We start from the raw sequence: 21,831 nt of genomic DNA on the forward strand, positions 1-21,831 counted from the left end.
CCCACGCCCACCGGGCGCTCTCGCGAACCGGCGGGCGCCCTCCAATGCGGCGGGCACCCGCGCGGCAACCCGAGGCGCCCCGCGACCTGCGAGATGTCTCACAGCCGGCTGGCGGCCTCGCGCCCTGCCGAGGCGACCTGGCAGGGCACCCGCATTGTCCGCTGGCCGCCCTCGCGCCCTGACGAGGCGCCCCCGACGCAGCGGCCGCCCACGCGGCAGACCGAGGCGCCCCGTCGCCGTCGGCGGCACCGCGTCGTCCCGGCCGACCCCCGCACCCCGGCACCAGGTGGCCGAGGCGGAAGCGGCTGCCACGGCGGTGGCCGCTACGGCTGACACCCCACCTCAGACGACGCGGCTGACGCCCACCGGGCCGCTCCGGCGACCTCGCCGGGCACCCCCACGGCCCGCCGGACCGCCCCCGCACCCAGGCGGGGCGGTCCGTTGCAGTGGGCGTCCGCTTGGCGAATCACGGCGCGCCCCGTCGCCGTGCCGTCGGCTACCGCGGTGTTCTGGAGGCCTTCAGGAACTCCCGCAGGATGCGCTCCCCCGCCAGGACACCCCGCTCGGGCAGTGCGCTGATCGCGGGGGCCGCCCAGCCGCTGTCGGCCAGCTCGCCGTGGCCGGGGCGCCAGCCCCGGTCCGCCGCGAGCAGCAGGTCGGCGTCGAGCAGCGAGTCACCGGCCGCGAGGGTGAGGTCGGCACCGGTGCGGCGGGCGACCTCCCTGACGGCCGCGCTCTTGGTCAGCGGCTTCGGCACGGCGTAGAGCTTGCGGCCCTGGAGCGACACCGTCCAGCCGCGGTTCTCCGCCCACACCGCGAGCTCCTTCACCCAGTCCTCCGGGAGCAGCTCGCGCTCCACCACGAGGTAGGCGAAGAGGTCCTCCGCGATGCGGTGCTTGCGCACCCACAGCGGGTCGGCGGAGACCGCCAGGTGCGCCTGCACCTCGGACAGCGGCGCGCACTCGCCCGCCAGCCGCTCCGTCACCCGCGCGTGCCACTCGGCGTCGGTGACCCCGTCCACCAGCAGATGCCCGCCGTTGGCACAGATCGCGTACTTCGACGGCGGCCCGGGCAGGTTGATGCGCTGGTACTGCTTACGGGTCCGGGTCGTCGTCGGCACGAACACCGCCGCGTCCCCGACCTCCGTCAGCAGTTGCGCCGCGGTCTCGGTCATGTAGGACAGGGGTCTGCTCTCGTGCACCTCGACACAGAGCAGCCGGGGCGCCCGCGCGTCCGGCATGGTCAGCGCGAGGGCCGCGGCGGAGTAGATCAGCGTACGGTCGAGGTCGCTCGCCACCAGCACCGGCATCAGACCGTCACCGCCCGGCCGTCGGCGCCCGTCGCACCCCGCGTGTACTTGGGGTGGATCAACCCCACACAGGTGTACGGCAGTTCGGCGACCTCCTCGACGGGTACCCCTCGCTGCTCGGCGAGCAGGCGTACGTGGTCGAGGTCGGCGCCCGCTCCGGCCCGCGCCAGGATCTTCCACGGCACCCGGCGCAGCAGCACCCGGGTGGTCTCGCCGACGCCGGGCTTGACCAGGTTCACGTCGTGGATGCCGTACTCCTCGCTGATGCGCTCCACGGCCGCCCAGCCCTCCCAGGTCGGAGCGCGGTCGCCGGCCAGCAGCTCCTTCACCGCCGCGTCCACCGTCTCCGTGACCTCCTCGAACCGCGCCGTGACCGCGTCCAGGAAGGCCACCGAGACGTCCGTACCGGCGAGCTCGCGGTAGAACTTCGCGCCGTGGAAGTCGTGCGGGCCCACCAGGTCGGAGCGCAGCACCGTGCGCGAGATCAGCCCGGAGACCGTGGAGTTGAGGCAGGCGGAGGGGATGAGGAAGTCCTCCCGGGTGCCGTACGTCCGGACGCACGAGCCCGGGTCGGCGAGCACCGCGATCTCCGGGTCGAAGCCGGTGACGCCGTCGCCGGCCTCGAACTCGCGGATCGCGTCGGCCAGTTCGCGGGTGATGGCGCCCTTGCCGGTCCAGCCGTCGACGAACACCACGTCGGACGGCTCGTGGTGGGCGGCGAGCCAGCGCAGCGCGTTGGCGTCGATGCCCCGGCCGCGCACGATCGACACGGCGTAGTGCGGCAGCTCCAGCCCGTGCCGGTACTGGGCCCAGCGGCGCATCAGGACGCCGACGGGGGTGCCCGCGCGGGCGAGGGAGACGAGTACGGGCCTCGGTGACCGCTCGGCCAGCACGATCTCGGTGACCGCGCCGATCGCCTGCGCCAGCCGCGCCGCCGACTCGCGCAGCGCCGCGTGGAACAGCTCCTGGTACTGCTCGCTGGGCTGGTACTCCACCGGCAGGGACTCCGCGTAGTGCGCCCCGCCGCTCTGGATGGCCTCCTCGCGCTCCTCGGTCGGCGCCTCCAGCGTCACGTCCGAGAGGTCCTGGAGCAGCCAGCCGACCTCCTCGGGCGCATACGAGGAGAAGGCGGGGCCGCGCAGGGGCTCGGGCAGCATGTCGTGCCTTTCGGGAACGTACAGGGGCTCGGGGACGTACGACGGCACGACCGCGAGCAGGACGTGCGGGGTGTGCGCGGCGAGCTGCGCGAGCAGGCCGTCCGGCGCGTGCAGGGCGGGGGTGTCGGCGATCGAGTCGACGACGGCGACGACGGCGTCGAAACCGGCGTCGGCGACGTTGTAGGCGTAGCGCTCACCGGCGCCGTCGGCCGGGTCGTCGTGGGCGGGGAAGACGAGGCGGCTGCGTATCGCGTAGCCGGGGTCGTCGACGGCGAGGACGGGTGAGCGGGTGGTGGTGGAGTAGCGCACCTCGGCGTCCACGGCTCGCTCCAGCTCGTGGGCCAGCCTCAGCGGGGCGTACATCAGCTCCTCGAAGCCGAGGACGTGAACGCGGCGGGCGTCGGCGGGCAGCGCCTCCGCGAGGCGGGCCGTCATGGCGGGGAGGGCGTTCTCCAGGCGTATTCGGTGCGCGGGGGTGAAGCCGTGCCGGCCCCCGTCGGGGAGGCCGTCGGGCCAGTGCAGGTCGACGCGGGTGACGTGGCCGAGGGGTCGCGTCTGCCGGGTGCCCTCGTCTTCCGGGTGCGGGTCGTGGAGGGCTGGTCGCGCCCACGCGGCGGTAGCCGCAGATTCATCACAGCCCCGCGCCCCTGAGGCGTCGGTGCGTGCGTCGGCTCCATCGCTCCGTGCGGCCACATCGTCGGACACGGCCCCGGCCACGCCCTCAAGGGGCGCGGGGCTGTGTCGATCTGCGGCTCCGCCGCGGGGCGCGACCAGCCCCCTCGAAGCCGCGGACGACCGACCACCCCCCGCGGCACTCTCCGCCTCGTACCGCGCCACCAGCTCCCGCCCCTTCTCCAACACCCCCTCCGGCAGCCGCACCGTCCCCGAAGCCGCGGCCACCAGATCCACCCGCGCGCCGATCTCCCGCGCGAACTCCTCCAGTCGCCCGGCATCCGCCGCGGACCGCATGTCCACCAGCGCGACCACGACATACCGCCCCCGTGGATACCGCGCATGAAGATCGCGCACGGTGTTCAGCACCGTGTTCCCCGTGGAGAACTCGTCGTCGACGAGGACGAGCGGGCCGTCCCCGGCCAGCAGGGCCTGGTCCTCCGGCAGCAGCAGGTGCGAGGTGGCGTGCGAGTGGGACTCCTCGAAGCCACCGGACTGCGCGACCCCGGGCACCGGTCGGCGCGTGGAGTGCAGGTAGGGCGCGTGGCCCAGACCGTCGGCGACCGAGTGCCCGAGCCCGGTCGCCGTCTCGGCGTACCCGACGACGACCGCGGACCGCGCACCGGTCTCGCCCAGCAGCTCCCGCACCTTTCGGCCCAGGGCGAATCCGGCGCCGTAGACGACGGACGGCGACTGCGGTACGTGCTTGCCGAGCACGTTGGACACCAGGAGGTGGGCCCGCTTCGGGTTGCGCCGCAGCGCCAGCCCCAGCATCTCCGTGAGGGTGTCGTCGCCCACGAGTTCGACCCCCAGCCGCTCGGCGACCCAGGTGCCGGACCATTCCCCGTTGTTCACTGCTTTGTTCATGCGTCCCTTGTGTCGGGGCCCGGGGTGTCCGAGCCCTTCCGATCCCGGATCCCTAGGCGGGGATCCCGGCGGCGAGCAGCTCCACGAAGCCGATGTCCTCGTTGGCGACGCCGAACACCTCGGCGCGCAGCAGGGTCCGCTCGGCCCAGGCGCGGTGCGGCTTCACTTCATTCATTTTGTTCGTGTACGCCGACCTGAGCACACCCCCACCGCCGCGTTCCGGCCGCAGGATGTCCTGGGCGTCACTGAACTCTTCGCGACTGACCACGGACAGTGCGTGCACGGGCAGCACGTGGGAGGGGTGGATGCAGGTCTTGCCGAGCAGGCCGTTGGCCCGGTCGAGGGCGATCTCGCGCAGCAGCCCGTCCATGGCGTGCTCGATGAGCGCCTCGCGCAACTCCTCGGCCTGCCCCTCCAGGAAGGGGCTGCGGCGCAGCTGCGGCTTGAACATGCGCTCCTGGACGCGGAAGTACTCCCAGACCGGCCCGGTCACCGTGAACCCCGTGCCGTCGGCCCGGCCGAGCATGTTCACCACGTCGGCGATCACGGAGGCGACGACCTGAACGTCGTACGCCGTCATGTCGGGGGCTCTGCGCAGGCCGTAGGAGGAGCAGAAATCGGTCACGCCGAGGCGCAGTGCCAGGACCCGGTCGCGGTACTTGTCGACCGCGCGGAAGATGCCCTCCAGGGTCTCCACGCGCGACTCCCGGTACAGCAGTTCGGGCGACTCCAGGACCGGCATGGCGAACAGCCGGCGGCCGCTCGCGGCCTCGGCCGCGGCGACGGCCTCCAGGAACGGGATACCGCGTTCCTCGGTGAACTTCGGCAGCACGAATCCCGACAGCAGCCGGACGGCGGGGCCCAGGCGCGCCGCCAGGTCGGGGATCTGCTGCGGGGTGCGGACCCGGACGAAGAGCAGCGGCAGCGCGGTCACCGGGCGGGCGGCGAGGTCGGTGAACTGCCGGACGAGGTTCTCCTCGCCGGCCGGGACGTCCTCGTCGCCGATGGAGTCCTCCAGGCACAGCACCATCGAGACGACGCCGCGGCCGGCCTGCTTGACGATGTCGTCCGCGAGCCGGGGGCGGGTGGCCGGGCTGTACAGCGTGGCGCCCAGGGCGGCGGAGAGCAGCCGGGCCGGGGAGTCCGTGTCGAAGGCGCACGGCTCCTGGAAGAAGAGACGCTTCCGCACCTCAGGGGCGATGTGCCCGAAATGACGCATTGAACTCCCCCGTGGAGATGGTACGGCGTGTGGAACGGCCCGCGACATGGCTGATGACATGTCTACTGAGTGGCCGGTAATAGTACGTAGCAATCCATGTCAGGGGTTCCCGCAGGGCATGAATTTCTGGTAACTGGGCTGTGTCGACTCTTGTACCCCCCGCGTTGTCGTGACCAGGACCGAGAGGGCAGGATGACCGCATGACGCACGCGATGCTGAAGGGGTCGAACGTCCCGCTCGAAGCCACGACGGTACGCGCCGTGCTGCGCTGGACGCCCGGGCAGGGGGTTCCGGACGTCGACGCCTCCGCGCTGCTCCTCGGTCCCGACGGCCGTGTGCGCTCCGACGAGGACTTCGTCTTCTACAACCAGCCCCGGCACCCGTCCGGGAAGGTCTGGCGGCTCGGCAAGAAGCGGATCGCCGAAGGCCTCACCGACACCATCCAGACAGAGCTGCCCGGTGTCGAGCCCAGCGTCGGCCAGATTCTGCTGGTCGCTTCGGCGGACGGGGTCACCTTCGACCGCGTACGCGACCTGCGCATCCTGCTGTACGACGCCGCGGTCGCCGACGCCGAGCCACTGGCCTACTTCGACATCAAGCCGGAGACCGGCGAGGAGACCGCACTGATCTGCGGCGAGCTGTACCGCCGCGGCGACCAGTGGAAGTTCCGCGCCCTCGGCGAGGGCTACTCCAACGGCCTCAAGGGCCTCGCCACCGACTTCGGCATCTCGGTCGACGAGTCGGAGGCGGCGGCAGCGGCAGCGGCAGCGGCGACCACGGCAGCCCAGCCCCTTCCCCCGGAACAGCCCACGGGAGTCCCGACCCAGCCGGCCTACGGCTATCCTCCGGCCGCCCAGCCGTCCTATGGCTACCCGCAACAGACCCCGGCGACGACAGCGGCCCCGTCGGGCTACGGCTACCCACCTCCGGTGACAACGGCACCGAACCCGGACTTCCGGTTGCCTCCTCAGGGACCTCAGTTCATCGGCCGGTAGCCGGGCTATCGCTCAGCCTGGGCCTTGTATCCCCGCCCCCACTGCAACCCCCACCCGTACAGCCGGTCGATCTCCCCCTGGAACCCGTAGACGAACTTCACCTCCCGCCGCACCAGCACCTCCCCCTTCACGTTCTCGATCATCACCACGGCACACGACCGGGCCTGCGGATGCCTCTCGTCGAGCCCTATCTCGATCCGCGGCCCATTGCTCGGGTACAACGTGACACTCGCGTGCGTACGGTCGAACGCCGGCGTCTGGTCGTAGATGTAGACGAACACCAGCAGCCGCTTGATCTCGTCGCGGTGGTCGAGGTTGACGTACATCGTCTCCCCCGACGCCGATCCGAACCGGTCGTCCCCGCTGAGCTTGACGTACGGCGCAGCGTTCGCGTCCCCGAGATAGCCCCCAAGCGGCTGTACGACCCCCTTGGTGCCGTCCTGGAGCTCGTACAGGCACCCCAGGTCGAGGTCGACGTTGACCATGCTCTGGCTGTGTCCGACGACCTCCGGCGGCTTCAGTGCCTTGAAGGGGTGCCGCAGGATGCTCTCGCGGTGGACGCCGCCGATGTCGGACGTCCGCATCCGCCAGTTCAGGTTGACCCGCAGATGCCCGGTGGCCGCACCCTGCTTGGTGAGGGAGACCTGGCTGTGCCGCTTGGTCAGCTCGATGGCGTTGGTCGCCGCGCTGCCCGAGTCGAAGTGGGCCGCACGGCTGCCCAGGAGCCCGTCGAAGAAGCCCATTCCCGCCCCCACGTCCCTCATGTCACTCGTAAAAGACCGGCGGGGCGGCCGGAGGACCACGTCCTCGTCGGCCGCCCCGCACAGAGCGTTCCTCGCTCGGGTGCGTGTTATACCCCGGACGAGACCTCAGTCTTGTCCGGGCTCTCCGCTTTTCCCTCGGCGGCCGCCAGCGCGCGGTTGCGGCGGACGGAGGACCAGAAGGACGCGGCGATCAGGAGGACGCCGACGAGACCGGTGATGACCTCGTGGATCTGGTACTGGATGGTGACCATGAGGAGCACGGCCAGCGCGCCGATCGCGTAGTGGGCGCCGTGCTCCAGGTAGACGTAGTCGTCGAGGGTGCCCTGGCGGACCAGGTAGACGGTGAGCGACCGGACGTACATCGCGCCGATGCCGAGGCCCAGCGCCATCAGGACGATGTCGTTGGTGATGGCGAACGCGCCGATGACACCGTCGAAGGAGAAGGAGGCGTCGAGCACTTCCAGGTAGAGGAACATGAAGAACGCGGCCTGGCCGGCCAGCTTGACCGCCGAGCGTGGCTTGCCGGTGCGTTCGGCTTCTTCCTCGGCCTCCTGTTCCCGTTCCTCCTCTTCCTCCAGCTTGTCCTCGAAGTAGCCGGAGAGGCCGCCGACCACCATGTAGGTGATCAGACCCGCGATGCCGGAGATCAGGACCGTCTGTGCCTTGTCGACGTGGGCGCCGCCGTGCTGGTGGGCGTGGGTGGCGAAGGTGAAGGCGGTGATCAGCAGAACGACCAGGGCGATGCAGACCGACAGCATGTCGACCTTGCCGAGCTTGGCCAGCGGGCGCTCGAGCCAGCGCAGCCACTGGATGTCCCGGTCCTCGAAGATGAAGTCGAGGAAGATCATCAGCAGGAACATGCCACCGAAGGCGGCGATCGCCGGGTGGGCGTCGGTGACGAGTTCCTGGTAGTGGTCCTTGTTGTTGAGCGCGAGGTCGACGGCCTCGATCGGGCCCATCTTGGCGCTGATCGCCACGATGACGACGGGGAAGACCAGTCGCATGCCGAAGACGGCGATGAGCACACCGATGGTGAGGAAGATCTTCTGCCAGAAGGCATTCATCTTCTTCAGGATTCCGGCGTTGACCACCGCGTTGTCGAAGGACAGCGAGATCTCGAGGATGGAGAGGATCGCGACGATGCCGAAGGCCTCCCACCCCCCGTAGAAGACCGCCGCGACCAGGCCGAGCGCGGTGACCGCGAACGACCAGCCGAAGGTTTTCAGAAGCACTGGCTACCCAATCCCTGTGTCGGGGGTACCCCCAGACGGAGTCTGGGGGAGGGTCTCCCCCGCGCCGTACTCGGCTTTACGAAACTTTGAAGCCGAAGTCTAGTCCCGCCCCCTTCGCAGCCCACAGGGGAGGGCTTTTTGCTCATAAAGCGCTACGAGACGTTCACACCGAAGTCGAGGGCGATCCCCCGCAGTCCGGACGCGTACCCCTGCCCGACCGCCCTGAACTTCCACTCGCCCTGGTACCGGTACAGCTCCCCGAAGATCATGGCTGTCTCCGTGGAGGCGTCCTCGCTGAGGTCGTAGCGGGCGAGTTCCTGGCCGTCGGCCTGGTTGACGACCCGGATGAAGGCGTTGCTGACCTGGCCGAAGGCCTGGCCGCGCTCATCGGCCATGTGGATGGAGACCGGGAAGACGATCTTGTCGCAGTGGGCGGGAACCTTGGACAGGTCGACCAGCAGCGACTCGTCGTCGCCCTCACCCTCGCCGGTGAGGTTGTCGCCGGTGTGCTCGACCGAGCCGTCGGGGCTCTTGAGCTGGTTGTAGAAGACGAACCACTCGTCGCCCAGCACCCGCCCGCCGTTGCACAGCAGTGCGCTCGCGTCGAGGTCGAAGGGGGCTCCGGTGGTGGAGCGAGCGTCCCAGCCGAGCCCGACCATCACCTGCGTGAGGTTCGGTGCGGCCTTGGACAGGGAGACATTGCCTCCCTTGGCGAGCGTGACGCCCATGATGCTGGTCCTCCCCTAGGCGGTGCTTCTTCGGTTGTCCTGCGCATCCGGCGCCGCACCCAAACAGTGCGACGCCGGATGATGAGACCGTCGGACGTCTCAGACGTTCACGCCGAAGTCCTGCGCGATACCGCGCAGGCCCGAGGCGTATCCCTGGCCGATGGCGCGGAACTTCCACTCCGCGCCGTGGCGGTACAGCTCGCCGAAGACCATGGCGGTCTCGGTCGAGGCGTCCTCGGACAGGTCGTAGCGGGCGATCTCCGCCTCCCCGGCCTGGTTCACCACGCGGATGAACGCGTTGCGGACCTGGCCGAAGGACTGCTGGCGGTTCTCGGCGTCATAGATCGAGACCGGGAAGACGATCTTCTCGATGTCGGCCGGGACGCCGGCCAGGTTGATCTTGATCTGCTCGTCGTCGCCCTCGCCCTCACCGGTGAGGTTGTCACCGGTGTGCTCGACCGAGCCGTCGGGGCTCTTGAGGTTGTTGAAGAAGATGAAGTGCTGGTCGCTGGCGACCTTGCCGGAGTTGTTCAGCAGCAGCGCGCTGGCGTCCAGGTCGAAGTCCGTGCCGGTCGTGGTGCGGATGTCCCACCCCAGACCGACGATGACCGCGGTCAGGCCCGGGGCCTCCTTGGTCAGCGAAACGTTGCCGCCCTTGCTGAGGCTGACTCCCACGAGTCCTCCATTGGTGTCCTGGGGCGGGGAGCCCCTTCGTGCGTCGGATATCGGATCAACGAGTCGATCCTAGTAACGGGTTCCCGCACCACGCAGGCCCTGACGCCGAAGAATCACAGGTGTCGGCGGACCGGAGCGGTTCGAGCGACTCGCACGGGACCGCGGGGGCTCAGAGGGCGTCGAGTGCCTTGACGTACTCGCCGAGGTCCCGGGCGTCCGGGAGCGCGTTGACCACGGTCCAGCGCACCACGCCCTCCTTGTCGATGACGAAGGTGCCGCGCACCGCGCAGCCCTTGTCCTCGGCGAAGACGCCGTAGGCGCGGCTGACCTCGCCGTGCGGCCAGAAGTCGCTGAGCAGCGGGTACTCCAGGCCCTCCTGCTCGGCGAAGACGCGCAGGGTGTGGATGGAGTCGTTGGAGACCGCGAGGACCTGGGTGTCGCGGTCGGCGAACTTCGGCAGGTTGTCCCGCAGCTCGCACAGCTCACCGGTGCACACGCCGGTGAAGGCGAAGGGGTAGAAGAGCAGGACGACGTTCTTCTCGCCACGGAAGTCGGAGAGCTTCACGCTCGCGCCGTGGTTGTCCTTGAGTTCGAAGTCGGGGGCCTTGTCGCCGACCTGGATCGACATCGTCGTGGTTCCCTCTCGGTGGACTGCTCGGGTCAGAACGCTCGGGAACACCCTACGCAGCACGCACCACGCCCCAGCGGACGGGCTGACCGGGTCAGCCCGTCCGGGGGGTGAAATGAGGCCGGGACTACCTCTTGGACTTGGCGGCCTTCGGCGTCAGCAGCCGGCTGCCGATCCAGTCCTTGCCCACGCTGACGCTCTTGGAGGCAGACAGCCCCGCCGTCGTAGCGGCTTCCGAGATGTCGCTCGGCTCCACGTACCCATCACGGCCGGTCTTCGGTGTGAGGAGGAGGATCGCGCCGCCCTCTTCGATGTACGTGGTGGCGTCCACCAGTACATCCGTCAGATCGCCGTCCTCGTCGCGGAACCACAGCACGACGGCGTCGGCCACGTCGTCGTAGTCCTCGTCCACCAGGTCGCTGCCGATTACTTCCTCGATGGACTCGCGGAGCTCCTGGTCGACGTCGTCGTCGAAGCCGATCTCCTGGACCACCTGCTCGGGCTGGAACCCCAGCCTGACGGCAGGGCTCGTCCGCTCCTCCGCGTGGTCCGCGGTCGCGCTCACGGGTTGCCTCCTGATCATGTCTTGGTGAATGTCTCAGCCACGCGCGTGCGCGAAGCATTGGCCGTAGTCCACACGGGCGGGACCGATCGCGCAAGTACCCGGCGTTTCAGACCGCCGAAACGGTGACGATCCGGGCGGTGTCGCCGCAACCTACGGCATGCCGCCTTCCATTCGAGGTGACGCACACCACACCTATCTGCCCTGTTTGCGTGTTTGGGAACCGTACTTGGGTACGAGGTCCTGGTTACCCCACAGTAGAGATGACGTTTGGGGCCCCGAGGTACACGATGGGGAACGGTGCAGGCAAACCGGAAAGTGGCCCTCAGGCAGGTGCCCTCTGACAGGTAAGGAACAGCGTGGCTTCCGGATCCGATCGCAACCCGATCATCATTGGCGGCCTTCCGAGTCAGGTTCCTGACTTTGATCCCGAAGAAACCCAGGAGTGGCTCGACTCGCTCGACGCCGCCATCGACGAGCGCGGCCGGGAACGGGCGCGCTATCTGATGCTCCGGCTGATCGAGCGGGCCCGCGAGAAGCGCGTGGCCGTGCCCGAGATGCGCAGCTCGGACTACGTCAACACCATCCCCACCAAGAGCGAGCCGTTCTTCCCGGGCAACGAGGAGATCGAGCGCAAAATCCTGAACGCCACCCGCTGGAACGCGGCCGTGATGGTCTCGCGGGCCCAGCGGCCCGGCATCGGCGTCGGCGGCCACATCGCCACGTTCGCCTCCTCCGCCTCCCTCTACGACGTGGGCTTCAACCACTTCTTCCGCGGCAAGGACGACGGCCTCGGCGGTGACCAGGTCTTCTTCCAGGGACACGCCTCGCCGGGCATCTACGCCCGCGCGTTCCTGCTCGACCGGCTGGACGAGCAGAACCTCGACGCCTTCCGCCAGGAGAAGTCGAAGGCGCCGTACGGCCTGTCCAGCTACCCGCACCCGCGGCTGATGCCGGACTTCTGGGAGTTCCCGACCGTGTCGATGGGCCTCGGCCCGATCGGCGCCATCTACCAGGCGCGGATGAACCGCTACATGCACGCGCGCGGGATCGCGGACACCTCCAAGTCGCAGGTGTGGGCCTTCCTCGGCGACGGTGAGATGGACGAGCCGGAGTCGCTCGGCCAGCTGTCCATCGCCGCGCGCGAGGGCCTGGACAACCTGACCTTCGTCGTGAACTGCAACCTCCAGCGCCTCGACGGCCCGGTGCGCGGCAACGGCAAGGTCATCCAGGAGCTGGAGTCGGTCTTCCGGGGCGCCGGCTGGAACGTGATCAAGCTGATCTGGGACCGCTCCTGGGACCCGCTGCTCGCGCAGGACCGGGACGGCACCCTCGTCAACAGGATGAACACCACGCCGGACGGCCAGTTCCAGACGTACGCCACCGAGTCCGGCGCGTACATCCGCGACCACTTCTTCGGTGACGACCACCGGCTGCGCGCGATGGTCGAGGGCATGACCGACGACCAGATCCTGCACCTGGGCCGCGGCGGTCACGACCACCGGAAGATCTACGCGGCGTTCAAGGCGGCCGTGGAGCACAAGGGACAGCCGACGGTCATCCTCGCGAAGACCATCAAGGGCTGGACGCTGGGGCCGAACTTCGAGGGCCGCAACGCCACGCACCAGATGAAGAAGCTGACGGTCGCCGACCTCAAGGGCTTCCGCGACCGCCTGCACCTGCCGATCTCCGACAAGGAGCTGGAGTCCGGCGCGCCGCCGTACTACCACCCGGGCCGGGACTCGGAGGAGATCCAGTACATGCACGACCGGCGCAAGGGGCTCGGCGGGTACGTCCCGACGCGCGTCGTGCGCGCGAAGCCGCTGCCGCTGCCGGACGACAAGACGTACGCGACCGTGAAGAAGGGTTCCGGTCAGCAGTCCATCGCCACGACCATGGCGTTTGTACGACTGCTGAAGGACCTCATGCGGGACAAGGAGATCGGCAAGCGGTTCGTGCTGATCGCGCCGGACGAGTACCGCACCTTCGGCATGGACTCGTTCTTCCCGAGCGCGAAGATCTACAACCCGCTCGGCCAGCAGTACGAGTCCGTGGACCGGGACCTGCTGCTCGCCTACAAGGAGTCGCCGACCGGGCAGATGCTGCACGACGGCATCTCCGAGGCGGGCTGCACGGCCTCGCTGATCGCGGCGGGCTCGGCGTACGCCACGCACGGCGAGCCGTTGATCCCGGTGTACGTCTTCTACTCGATGTTCGGTTTCCAGCGCACCGGCGACCAGTTCTGGCAGATGTCGGACCAGCTGGCGCGCGGTTTCGTCCTCGGCGCGACCGCCGGCCGTACGACCCTGACCGGTGAGGGCCTCCAGCACGCGGACGGGCACTCGCAGCTGCTGGCCTCGACCAACCCGGGCTGTGTGGCGTACGACCCGGCGTTCGGCTTCGAGATCGCCCACATCGTCCAGGACGGGCTGCGCAGGATGTACGGCGGGACGCCCGAGCATCCGCACGGCGAGGACGTCTTCTACTACCTCACCGTCTACAACGAGCCGATCCAGCACCCGGCCGAGCCGGAGAACGTGGACGTCGAGGGCATCGTCAAGGGCATCCACCGCTTCAGCGAGGGCACGGCGGGCTCGATCCCGGCACAGATCATGGCCTCCGGCGTGGCCGTCCCGTGGGCCGTGGAGGCGCAGAAGATCCTCGCCGAGGAGTGGGACGTGAAGGCCGACGTGTGGTCGGCGACCTCCTGGAACGAGCTGCGGCGCGAGGCGGTGGAGTGCGAGGAGCACAACCTGCTGCGGCCCGAGGAGGAGCAGCGGGTGCCCTACGTGACGCGGAAGCTGGCCGGCGCGGAGGGTCCGTTCGTGGCCGTCTCCGACTGGATGCGAGCGGTTCCCGACCAGATCGCGCGGTGGGTGCCGGGGACGTACCAGTCGCTGGGCGCGGACGGGTTCGGGTTCGCGGACACCCGGGGCGCGGCGCGGCGGTTCTTCCACATCGACGCGCAGTCGGTGGTGGTCGGGGTGCTGACCGAGCTGGCGAGGGAGGGGAAGGTGGACCGCTCCGTGCTGAAGCAGGCCATCGACCGCTACCAGTTGCTGGACGCGGCCGCGGCGGATCCCGGGGCCGCGGGCGGCGACGCGTAGCGCCCGGCGCCCTGGCGCGGTGAGGGGTGGTGGAGCTTGTGGCTCCACCACCCCTTACGCGTTCCTTACGATGCGTCCATGCAACGACGAACGGCGCAGTACCGGTGGGAGCAGTGGACCCAGCGGCCGTTGCTGGTCCTCGCCGTGGTGTTCGCCGCCGCCTACGCCGTGCCGATCGTCGACACCTCGGCCGGCCACTCGCTGACGATGGCGTGCACCGTGGCCGAGTGGACGGTGTGGGCGGCGTTCGCCGGGGACTACGTGGTGCGCCTGGGGCTGACGTCCGACCGGCGGACGTTCGTCCGTACCCACTGGCTGGACCTGTGCGCGGTGGTGCTGCCGCTGCTCCAGCCGCTGCGGCTGCTGCGGGTGGTCTCCACGCTGCTGCTGGTGGGGCGGCGGGCGCGGATGGCCTCGCAGATCCAGCTGACGACGTATGTCGGCGGATCGGTGGTGGGGCTGCTGATGTTCGGGTCGCTGGCCGTACTGTCGGTGGAGCGGGACTCGCCCAATGGGAACATCCGCACGCCGGGTGACGCGCTGTGGTGGTCCTTTACGACGATGACGACCGTGGGGTACGGGGATCACGCGCCGACGACGGGTGTGGGGCGGTTGATCGCGGTCGGGCTGATGCTGAGCGGGATCGCGTTGCTGGGTGTGGTGACCGCGAACATCGCCGCGTGGTTCATCGAGCGGTTCGAGAAGGACGACGTGGAGGAGCGGGAGCAGACGCAGGCGATTCGGGCGCTCACGGAGGAGGTACGGGCGCTGAGGGCCGAGGTCGCGGCGTTGCGGGAGCAGTCGGTCAGACAGTGAGCGGGACCGGCGACGCGGCGCAGCGGTGCGTGGTCCGGCCCGGAACGTGACCACGTCCGGACACGTGACCGGGGGTCCCCGCGCATTCCGCTGCGAACGCCGCCATCAACAACTCCCAGAACCCCGGGGTCAGTTGAATGCTCAACCGGGGTTCACCGTGGCGGGTACCCGCGATCCGGGGTTCAATCACCCCGATTCCACGGGCCTGGGCGCGCTGTCCCCCTCCGGCAGCGCGTCCAGGCCCGTGGGAACGTGACCCACTGTCACCTGTGGAGCGCGCCGGAGGGGAGGGATCTTTAGCGAAGTCACCCTGATAGGGGAAATTCGTTGAAAACCCGTCAGGTATGCGCGTCAGGTGTGCACGTCAGATGTGGCCGACCCCCGCGCCCGCCTCCGCGTTCTCGCCGCGCTTGGTGAGCAGGGCGACGAAGACGGCGACGACGGCGACACCGGCGGCCACCAGGGAGGCCAGGCTCATCCCGGAGATGAAGGTGTCGTGGGCGACGTCCGCGATCTTCGCCGCGACCGCCTCGGGGGTGCCCTTCGCCACCGGCGCCACGCCGACCTGGACCGCCTCGGAGGCCTGGTCCAGCTGGGCGGGGGTGAGGTCCGGCAGACCCGCGTCCTTCCAGTTGCCGGGCAGGTCGCCGTCGACCTTGGAGGCCATCACGGCACCCAGTACGGCCGTACCGAGGCTGCCGCCGATCTGCATCGCCGCCTGCTGGAGGCCGCCGGCGACACCGGACAGCTCCATCGGGGCGTTGCCGACGATGACCTCCGTGGCGCCGACCATGACCGGCGCGAGGCCGAGGCCGAGCAGGGCGAACCAGATCGACATCACGGCGCTGCCGGTGTCCGTTTCCAGCGTGGACATGCCGTACATGGCGATCGCGGTGGCCGCCATGCCGCCGGCGAGCGGGATGCGCGGGCCCAGCTTGGTGATCATCGCGCCCGCGAGCGGGGAGCCGACGATCATCATGCCGGTGAGCGGAAGCAGGTGCAGACCGGCGTCGATGGGACTCATCCCGTGCACGTTCTGGAGGTAGAACGTGACGAAGAACAGGCCGCCCATGAAGGCGATGGCCATCAGCACCATCAGGACGACACCCGCGGAGAGCGGGACGGAGCGGAACAGCGCCAGCGGGATGAGGGGCTCCTTGACCTTCGTCTCCCAGAAGGCGAAGAGGGCGAAGAGCAGCACCGAACCGGCTATGAACGCCCATGTCTTCCCGTCGCCCCAGCCCCAGGCGGGAGCCTTGATCAGGGCCCAGACCAGGCAGAACATCGCGCCCGAGAGCAGGGCGATGCCGAGGAGGTCGAAGGAGCGCGGGGCGTTCTCGGCCCGGTGGTCGAGGAGGATCACCACACCGAGGACCACGGCGATGATGCCGACCGGCACGTTGATGAAGAACACCGACTGCCAGTTGACGTGCTCGACGAGGACACCGCCGAGGATCGGGCCGCCCGCGGTGGACGCGCCGATGACCATGCCCCAGATGCCGATCGCCATGTTGAGCTTCTCGGCCGGGAAGGTGGCCCGTAGCAGGCCGAGCGCGGCGGGCATGAGCAGCGCGCCGAACAGGCCCTGGAAGACGCGGAAGGTGACGACGAACGCGATGCTGTCGGACAGTCCGATCGCGCCCGAGGCGGCGGCGAAGCCGACGACGCCGATGAGGAAGGTCTGCCGGTGGCCGAAGCGGTCGCCGAGTTTGCCCGCGGTGATCAGGGAAACCGCGAGGGCGAGGAAGTAGCCGTTGGTGATCCACTGGACCTCGGCGAAGGTGGCGCCGAGATCCTTCTGGATGGCCGGGTTGGCGATGGCCACGATGGTGCCGTCGAGGGCCACCATCATGACGCCCACGGCGACGGTGATCAGGGTGAACCAGGGATGGCCGCGCAGCCCGCGGGCCGGTGCCGGGTCCGACGAGGACGGCGCGTTGTCCCCCGGGCCCGTCGCGTCGATGGTGGTCTGACTAGTCATACCGACGAGGCTAGTGACAGCCTCTGACAATTGACAAATGGGTTCACAAGTCAGTAACTGACACCTATGGAAACACTGCGCGAACGCAAGAAGCAGCGCACCCGGGACGCGCTGGTGCGGGCCGCCGTGGAACTGTTCACCTCGCAGGGGTACGACCGCACCACCGTCGACGACATCGCCGCGGCCGTCGACGTCTCCCAGCGCACCTTCTTCCGTTACTTCGCCGGCAAGGAGGAGGCCGCGCTCGCCCTCCAGGACATGGTGGTCGCGCGATTCGTGGCCTCGGTGCGCGAGCGGCCGTCGCACGAGACGCCCCTGGAGGCGATGCGGCAGGCCGTCGTAGAGGGATGGGACACCATCAACGAGATCATCGAGTCGGTCGTGCCGGTCGAGCAGTACCTGCGCATGTACTCCGTGATCGAGTCGAGCCCGGTCCTCCTCGCGGCCCATCTGCGGCGCTCCACGGAGACAGAGGAGAGGCTCGCGCACGTCCTCGCCGAACGCGAGGGCGTCGATCTGGACACCGACCCCCGCCCGCGGCTGGCCGTGGCCGTCTTCAGCGGGGTGATGCGGGTGACGGAACGTCAGTGGACCATGGCCGGGGACTTCAGCCTGGAGACCATGCGCGAGATGACGATCTCGTATCTCGAACAGGTGGGGCCGACACTCACGGAGAACTGGCGGACACACTGAGGTCGTCGTCACGCAGCACGAAACGTGATCCCCGTCACTTGGTTAACGCGAGACCCTCTCGTTCTCTTAGTGTGTCCTCCCAGTGACTTCCTTCGACACCTCCCCGCAACTCAACGTCTGGCGCGCACTGCTCGCCCTGGCCGTGGTCTTCGTGATGCTGGCGACCACCGGTTGGACCGCCCTGCGCAACCAGCGGGAGGCCACCGCTCTCCAGGCCTCGCTCACCGCGTGGCAGCACGGCAAGGTCGCCGGGCACCACCTGCCGGACCCGCACGCGACCCCCACCCGGCTCGCCACGTTCTTCACTTCGCTCACGGCGGCACAGCGCGCGTCCCTCGCCCGCAAGTACCCGCTCGCGGTCGGCAACATGAACGGCGCCCCGGCCGAACTGCGCTACCGCGCCAACCGCATCGCGCTCACGCAGGCCCGCGCCCAGGAGCGCAAGCGCATGCACGACCCGCGGCTCACCGAGGCCGGCCAGCAGGAAGCCGGCCGCCGGATGCACCGCTTCGAGTCGATGATGAGCGCCGACCGCCAGATCCTCGCCTTCGACCCCGAGGGCTCGGGCCGGGCCGCCGAGGTGTTCGGCGACCTCGACAAGGCGCGCCGGATCTCCGTCGTCGTCCCCGGCGTCGACACCAACCTGCTCACCTTCCAGCGCACCAACCGCAGGTTCTCGGCACCGGTCGGCATGTCACAGGCCCTGTACGCGGCCGAGCGCGCGGCCAACCCCGGCACGCGCACGGCCGTGATCGCCTGGGCCGACTACACGACACCCAGCGGCCTCGGCATCGACTCCGCCACCGCGATGCGCGCGGAGAGCGGCGCCGTCCGGCTCAACGCCCTGCTGCGCGCGCTGCCCGGCGGCTCGCCCGTGTCGCTGTTCTGCCACAGCTACGGCTCCGTGGTCTGCGGGGTCGCCGCGCGCGACCTGCCGTCCCGGGTGGCCGACATAGCGGTGGCCGGCAGCCCCGGCATGCGGGTCTCCAACGCCGCGCACCTGGACACCACCGCACGGGTGTGGGCGATGCGGGACGCCGACGACTGGGTGCAGGACGTGCCCTACCTGGAGGTCGGCGGCCTCGGACACGGCGAGGACCCGATGTCGTCCGCGTTCGGCGCACGCGTGCTGTCCGCCCGGGACGCGCACGGGCACGGCGGCTACTTCGAACCGGGCACGGACAGCCTGCGCAACTTCGCGGAGATCGGAGTTGGCGCGTACCGGTCCGTGCAGTGCGCGAACGATTCCGACGTGTGCCGGGAGGGTTTGTCCGGTACGACAGCGGTCGAACGCGCGTAGAGAATGCAGGAACTGCGGTGTGCGCGGGGAGGCGACGGAGGAGCTGTGCCGCATACGATGAGCCGCATGGGTGACGTACTGGCCGGATTTCATGCCGCCTGGGAGTTCGAGTCCGACTCCGTGCTCATCCGCTACGAACGGGGGATACGAACACCCAAGCTGTTCCAGGCACTCGGCGAGCGCCGCATCCCCCTGGCGGCGATCGCGGGAGTGACACTCACCCCCGGCAGACGGGGAACCGTGGTACTGCGCGCCGAGCCGAGGCCCGGTGCGGATCCGCTGATGGAGGCGGCCGCGGGACAGCTGAAGGAAGGGTGCGACCCGTACCGGCTGGTGCTGCCGGCCGAGCGGGAGACGCTCGCGGAGTACTACGCCGACGAGCTGCGGGCGCAGTTGGCGGACGTCGACGAGGGCCCCGCCGAGCGGTATCTGGTGGCGCCGCCCGAGGCGCCGATGCAGTTCAAGGCGTACGACGGGAAGGCGTCCTTCGACGGGCGGAACGTCCACTTCCGATGGTTCTGGACGGGGGCGTCGTCGGCCAAGTGGAAGGCCGGCGACCAGAGTTTCCGGGTCGCCGACCTCAGCGGGGTGGAATGGCGCTCACCGGAGGTCTTCGAGGGGCATCTGCGGCTGCTGGGCCGGGAGAGTTCGCCGGTGCAGGCGGATCAGGATCCGGCGGCGGTGGTGTTCGGGGTGGGGTACGGGCCGGTGCATGAATCACTGCCGTTCGCCGCGGGGGTGTTGGCGGCGGTGCGCTCCGCCGGTCCTACCGCTGTCCCGGCCACGGCTGCGCCGCGCCGGGATCCTGCGGATATCGCCGATCGGATTCGGCATCTTGGGGAGCTTCATCAGGCGGGACTGGTGACTGACGAGGAGTTCTCTTCCAAGAAGGCCGAGTTGTTGGCGCAGTTGTAGTCGTTTTTCGGGTGCCGGGGGCCGGGGGGCTGGTCGCGCCCACGCGGCGGAGCCGCATATCAGCACAGCCCCGCGCCCCTGGGTGTGCGCAGTTCCCCGGCGCCGAAAAGTGAGGTCTGTCTACTCACGTCCGGCGGAAGCGAACCGCATGTCCGCGTACCTGTTGCCTGCCACCTTTGTCGCGATCGGGTCCAGCTGGGACAGGTCCTCCTCGGTGAGCGTGATGCGGGTGGCGGCCACGTTCTCCTCCACCCGCGTGGGCTTGCGGGTGCCCGGGATCGGGACCAGGGGGAGGTTGTGGACCGCTGCCTGGTGGTGGATCCATGCGAGAGCGACCTGGCCCAGTGAAGCTCCGTGCGCCTCGGCGATCTCGCGGATCGGGTCCAGCAGGGTCGCGTTGGTCGTCGCGTTCTCGCCGGTGAAGCGGGGGTGCTGACGGCGGTGGTCGTCGGGGGTGAGGTCCTTGTCGGCGTGAGTGAAGGAGCCGGTGAGGAAGCCCCGGCCCAGCGGGGAGTAGGGGACGAGGGTCACGCCCAGCTCTCGGGCCGTCGGGACGACCCGCGCCTCGATGTCGCGGCTGAAGAGGGACCACTCCGACTGGACGGCGGCGATGGGGTGGACGGCCTGGGCGGCGCGCAGTTCGCCGCCGGTGACCTCGCTCAGGCCCAGGTGCTTGACCTTGCCCTCGCGGACGAGGTCGGCCATCACGCCGACGGTCTCCTCGATCGGCACGTTCACGTCGCGGCGGTGCATGTAGTAGAGGTCGATCACATCGACGTCGAGGCGCTTCAGGCTCGCCTCGACGGCCTGACGGATGTACGGCGCGTCGTTGCGGATGATCCGCCGGGTGGGGTCGTCCGGGGGTATCGACAGGGCGAACTTGGTCGCGATGACGACCTCGTCGCGGTGCGCCTTGAAGAACGGGGAGAGGAAGCGCTCGTTCTCACCGGCGCCGTAGGCGTCCGCCGTGTCGTAGAGAGTGACGCCGAGTTCCAGGGCCCGTTCCAGGGTGGCCCGCGACTCCTTCGCGTCCGCGGGGCCGTAGCCGAAGCTCATGCCCATGCAGCCGAGACCCTGGACACCCACCTCGGGGCCGTTGTCGCCGAGCCGTGCTGTGGGAATCCTGCTGTCGGTCATCGTGTCCTTTCAGGTGTTTCCTGTGCTGTGTCACGCGCTCCCGGCACCGGTGTAGAAGCTGATCTTGCGATCGAGCACCTGGAGCGTGTCGTTGAGTTCGGCGATGCGGGTGAGCACGTCCCGGCGGGTCGACTCCAGCAGCGCGCGCCGCGCCGCGTAGGTGCCCTCGCCCTCGCGCACCAGCTCGGCGTACCGGACCATGTCGGCGACGGGCATGCCGGTCAGCCGCAGCTTTCCGACGAAGTCGAGCCAGTCCAGGTCACGGTTGCAGTAGCGGCGCTGACCGGTGTGCGAGCGGTCGATGTGGGACATCAGCCCGATCCGCTCGTACCAGCGCAGGGTGTGCGCCGTCAGGCCGGTGAAGGCGACGACCTCGCTGATCGTGTACCTGTCCTGCCCCTCGGGGCGCGGATGGCGCCGGGGCGGAGCGGCACAGACGTCAGCGGGGGCGGGGGTTTCCTCGGTGGTCGCGGGCGGGGTCTGCATCACCGTCATGACTCCAACGTAGAACCCTTGAGTGCACTCCAAGCAAGCGGGAAAGGTGAGAAAACCGTGGGACGTGGCGTGATCACTGCGATTACCGTGCGGAGCATGACACTTGTACGCCGCGCCGTGCCCGAGGACGCCGCCGAAGTGCTGCGGCTGCGTCAGGTGATGATCGACTCGATGGCGGGGGCGGACTCCGCCACCGGCTGGCAGGCGGAGTCCCGGCCGGAACTCACGGCCCGACTCGCCGAGCCCGAGGGACAGTTCGCCGCCTTCGCCGTGGACCACCCCGAGCGGCCCGGGGCGCTGGCGGCGCTGGCGGTCGGGACGATCGAGTACCGGATCGGGCGGGCCGGCAACCCGCGCGGCACGATCGGCTACGTCTTCAGCGTCGCCACCGACCCGGGCGCGCGCCGCCGGGGGTACGCCCGCGCCTGCATGGAAACGCTGCTGGAATGGTTCCGCGAGCGCGGCGTCCGGCAGGTCCACCTCACCGCGTCCGCGGACGCCGAGCCGCTGTACGCCTCGCTGGGCTTCAGGCTCAAGCCCGACCCCATGATGGAGCTGACGCTCTGATCCGCATAGGCT

General features: G+C 69.5%; 19 protein-coding genes. 7 read left to right on the forward strand and 12 right to left on the reverse strand.

From position 1 onward, the window contains the following. Window positions 1-496 precede the first annotated feature (496 nt). Genes IG99_RS03325 through IG99_RS03335 form a run of 3 tightly spaced genes read right to left on the reverse strand, consistent with a single transcriptional unit; the run spans window position 497 to window position 5,224 of the window. On the reverse strand, window positions 497-1,309 hold the full coding sequence (locus IG99_RS03325) for an HAD family hydrolase (RefSeq protein ID WP_037669420.1): 813 nt from the start codon (window positions 1,307-1,309) through the stop codon (window positions 497-499). Continuing rightward, window positions 1,309-4,005: a phosphoribosyltransferase gene (locus IG99_RS03330; protein WP_037669422.1), complete on the reverse strand. Its 2,697-nt coding sequence runs from the start codon at window positions 4,003-4,005 to the stop codon at window positions 1,309-1,311. Before IG99_RS03330 ends, IG99_RS03325 begins: the two co-directional genes overlap by 1 nt. 52 nt (window positions 4,006-4,057) lie before the next feature. Next, window positions 4,058-5,224, reverse strand: a complete 1,167-nt coding sequence (locus tag IG99_RS03335) for an HpcH/HpaI aldolase/citrate lyase family protein (protein ID WP_037669423.1) — start codon at window positions 5,222-5,224, stop codon at window positions 4,058-4,060. A gap of 200 nt (window positions 5,225-5,424) precedes the next feature. Between IG99_RS03335 and IG99_RS03340 the strand changes: the two genes are divergently transcribed. Beyond that, window positions 5,425-6,219, forward strand: coding sequence for a TerD family protein (locus IG99_RS03340; protein ID WP_037669425.1), 795 nt, complete (start codon window positions 5,425-5,427; stop codon window positions 6,217-6,219). Between the two features lie 5 nt (window positions 6,220-6,224). Here IG99_RS03340 and IG99_RS03345 read toward each other — a convergent pair whose 3' ends face one another. The 6 genes from IG99_RS03345 to IG99_RS03370 all read right to left on the reverse strand — a co-directional run bounded on the left by IG99_RS03345 (window position 6,225) and on the right by IG99_RS03370 (window position 10,811). Next, complete coding sequence (locus IG99_RS03345; RefSeq protein WP_037669427.1) at window positions 6,225-6,962, reverse strand: TerD family protein; 738 nt, start codon at window positions 6,960-6,962, stop codon at window positions 6,225-6,227. A gap of 107 nt (window positions 6,963-7,069) precedes the next feature. After that, a complete protein-coding gene (locus IG99_RS03350) occupies window positions 7,070-8,215 on the reverse strand; it encodes a DUF475 domain-containing protein (RefSeq protein WP_037669430.1) in 1,146 nt (381 codons plus the stop codon). A gap of 152 nt (window positions 8,216-8,367) precedes the next feature. After that, the gene (locus tag IG99_RS03355; RefSeq protein ID WP_037669432.1) at window positions 8,368-8,943 is read right to left on the reverse strand and encodes a TerD family protein; all 576 of its coding nucleotides are present in this window, start codon (window positions 8,941-8,943) and stop codon (window positions 8,368-8,370) included. A gap of 99 nt (window positions 8,944-9,042) precedes the next feature. Beyond that, a complete protein-coding gene (locus IG99_RS03360) occupies window positions 9,043-9,618 on the reverse strand; it encodes a calcium homeostasis/redox stress adaptation protein (protein WP_037669435.1) in 576 nt (191 codons plus the stop codon). Between the two features lie 169 nt (window positions 9,619-9,787). Then, window positions 9,788-10,246, reverse strand: coding sequence for a peroxiredoxin (locus IG99_RS03365; protein ID WP_037669437.1), 459 nt, complete (start codon window positions 10,244-10,246; stop codon window positions 9,788-9,790). Window positions 10,247-10,373: 127 nt separating this feature from the next. After that, window positions 10,374-10,811, reverse strand: a complete 438-nt coding sequence (locus IG99_RS03370) for a DUF3052 domain-containing protein (RefSeq protein ID WP_037669438.1) — start codon at window positions 10,809-10,811, stop codon at window positions 10,374-10,376. Window positions 10,812-11,167: 356 nt separating this feature from the next. Between IG99_RS03370 and aceE the strand changes: the two genes are divergently transcribed. Both aceE and IG99_RS03380 read left to right on the forward strand, forming a co-directional pair. Further along, window positions 11,168-13,915, forward strand: a complete 2,748-nt coding sequence (gene aceE, locus IG99_RS03375; RefSeq protein WP_037669441.1) for a pyruvate dehydrogenase (acetyl-transferring), homodimeric type — start codon at window positions 11,168-11,170, stop codon at window positions 13,913-13,915. Window positions 13,916-13,993: 78 nt separating this feature from the next. Beyond that, on the forward strand, window positions 13,994-14,731 hold the full coding sequence (locus IG99_RS03380) for a potassium channel family protein (RefSeq protein WP_037669444.1): 738 nt from the start codon (window positions 13,994-13,996) through the stop codon (window positions 14,729-14,731). Window positions 14,732-15,095: 364 nt separating this feature from the next. Here the strand turns inward: IG99_RS03380 and IG99_RS03385 are convergent, their stop codons facing one another. Next, on the reverse strand, window positions 15,096-16,712 hold the full coding sequence (locus tag IG99_RS03385) for an MFS transporter (RefSeq protein WP_037669447.1): 1,617 nt from the start codon (window positions 16,710-16,712) through the stop codon (window positions 15,096-15,098). Between the two features lie 66 nt (window positions 16,713-16,778). Between IG99_RS03385 and IG99_RS03390 the strand changes: the two genes are divergently transcribed. The 3 genes from IG99_RS03390 (at window position 16,779) to IG99_RS03400 (ending at window position 19,620) form a co-directional block, all read left to right on the forward strand. Beyond that, window positions 16,779-17,405: a TetR/AcrR family transcriptional regulator gene (locus IG99_RS03390; RefSeq protein ID WP_037669449.1), complete on the forward strand. Its 627-nt coding sequence runs from the start codon at window positions 16,779-16,781 to the stop codon at window positions 17,403-17,405. A gap of 82 nt (window positions 17,406-17,487) precedes the next feature. Further along, window positions 17,488-18,705 carry an alpha/beta hydrolase gene (locus tag IG99_RS03395; protein WP_037669451.1) on the forward strand — a complete coding sequence of 406 codons (1,218 nt, stop codon included), beginning with the start codon at window positions 17,488-17,490 and terminating at the stop codon, window positions 18,703-18,705. Window positions 18,706-18,762: 57 nt separating this feature from the next. Then, window positions 18,763-19,620, forward strand: a complete 858-nt coding sequence (locus IG99_RS03400) for a DUF4429 domain-containing protein (RefSeq protein WP_037669452.1) — start codon at window positions 18,763-18,765, stop codon at window positions 19,618-19,620. A gap of 120 nt (window positions 19,621-19,740) precedes the next feature. Here the strand turns inward: IG99_RS03400 and IG99_RS03405 are convergent, their stop codons facing one another. Together IG99_RS03405 and IG99_RS03410 are read right to left on the reverse strand one after the other, a co-directional pair. After that, complete coding sequence (locus tag IG99_RS03405; RefSeq protein ID WP_037669454.1) at window positions 19,741-20,757, reverse strand: aldo/keto reductase; 1,017 nt, start codon at window positions 20,755-20,757, stop codon at window positions 19,741-19,743. 30 nt (window positions 20,758-20,787) lie between these two features. Next, on the reverse strand, window positions 20,788-21,252 hold the full coding sequence (locus IG99_RS03410) for a MerR family transcriptional regulator (protein ID WP_037669455.1): 465 nt from the start codon (window positions 21,250-21,252) through the stop codon (window positions 20,788-20,790). 96 nt (window positions 21,253-21,348) lie between these two features. Between IG99_RS03410 and IG99_RS03415 the strand changes: the two genes are divergently transcribed. Continuing rightward, window positions 21,349-21,819 carry a GNAT family N-acetyltransferase gene (locus IG99_RS03415; protein WP_037669456.1) on the forward strand — a complete coding sequence of 157 codons (471 nt, stop codon included), beginning with the start codon at window positions 21,349-21,351 and terminating at the stop codon, window positions 21,817-21,819. The last annotated feature ends 12 nt before the right edge of the window (window positions 21,820-21,831 follow it).

Source organism: Streptomyces griseus subsp. griseus (assembly GCF_000720255.1).
In the GTDB taxonomy this organism is placed as follows: domain Bacteria; phylum Actinomycetota; class Actinomycetes; order Streptomycetales; family Streptomycetaceae; genus Streptomyces; species Streptomyces griseus_I.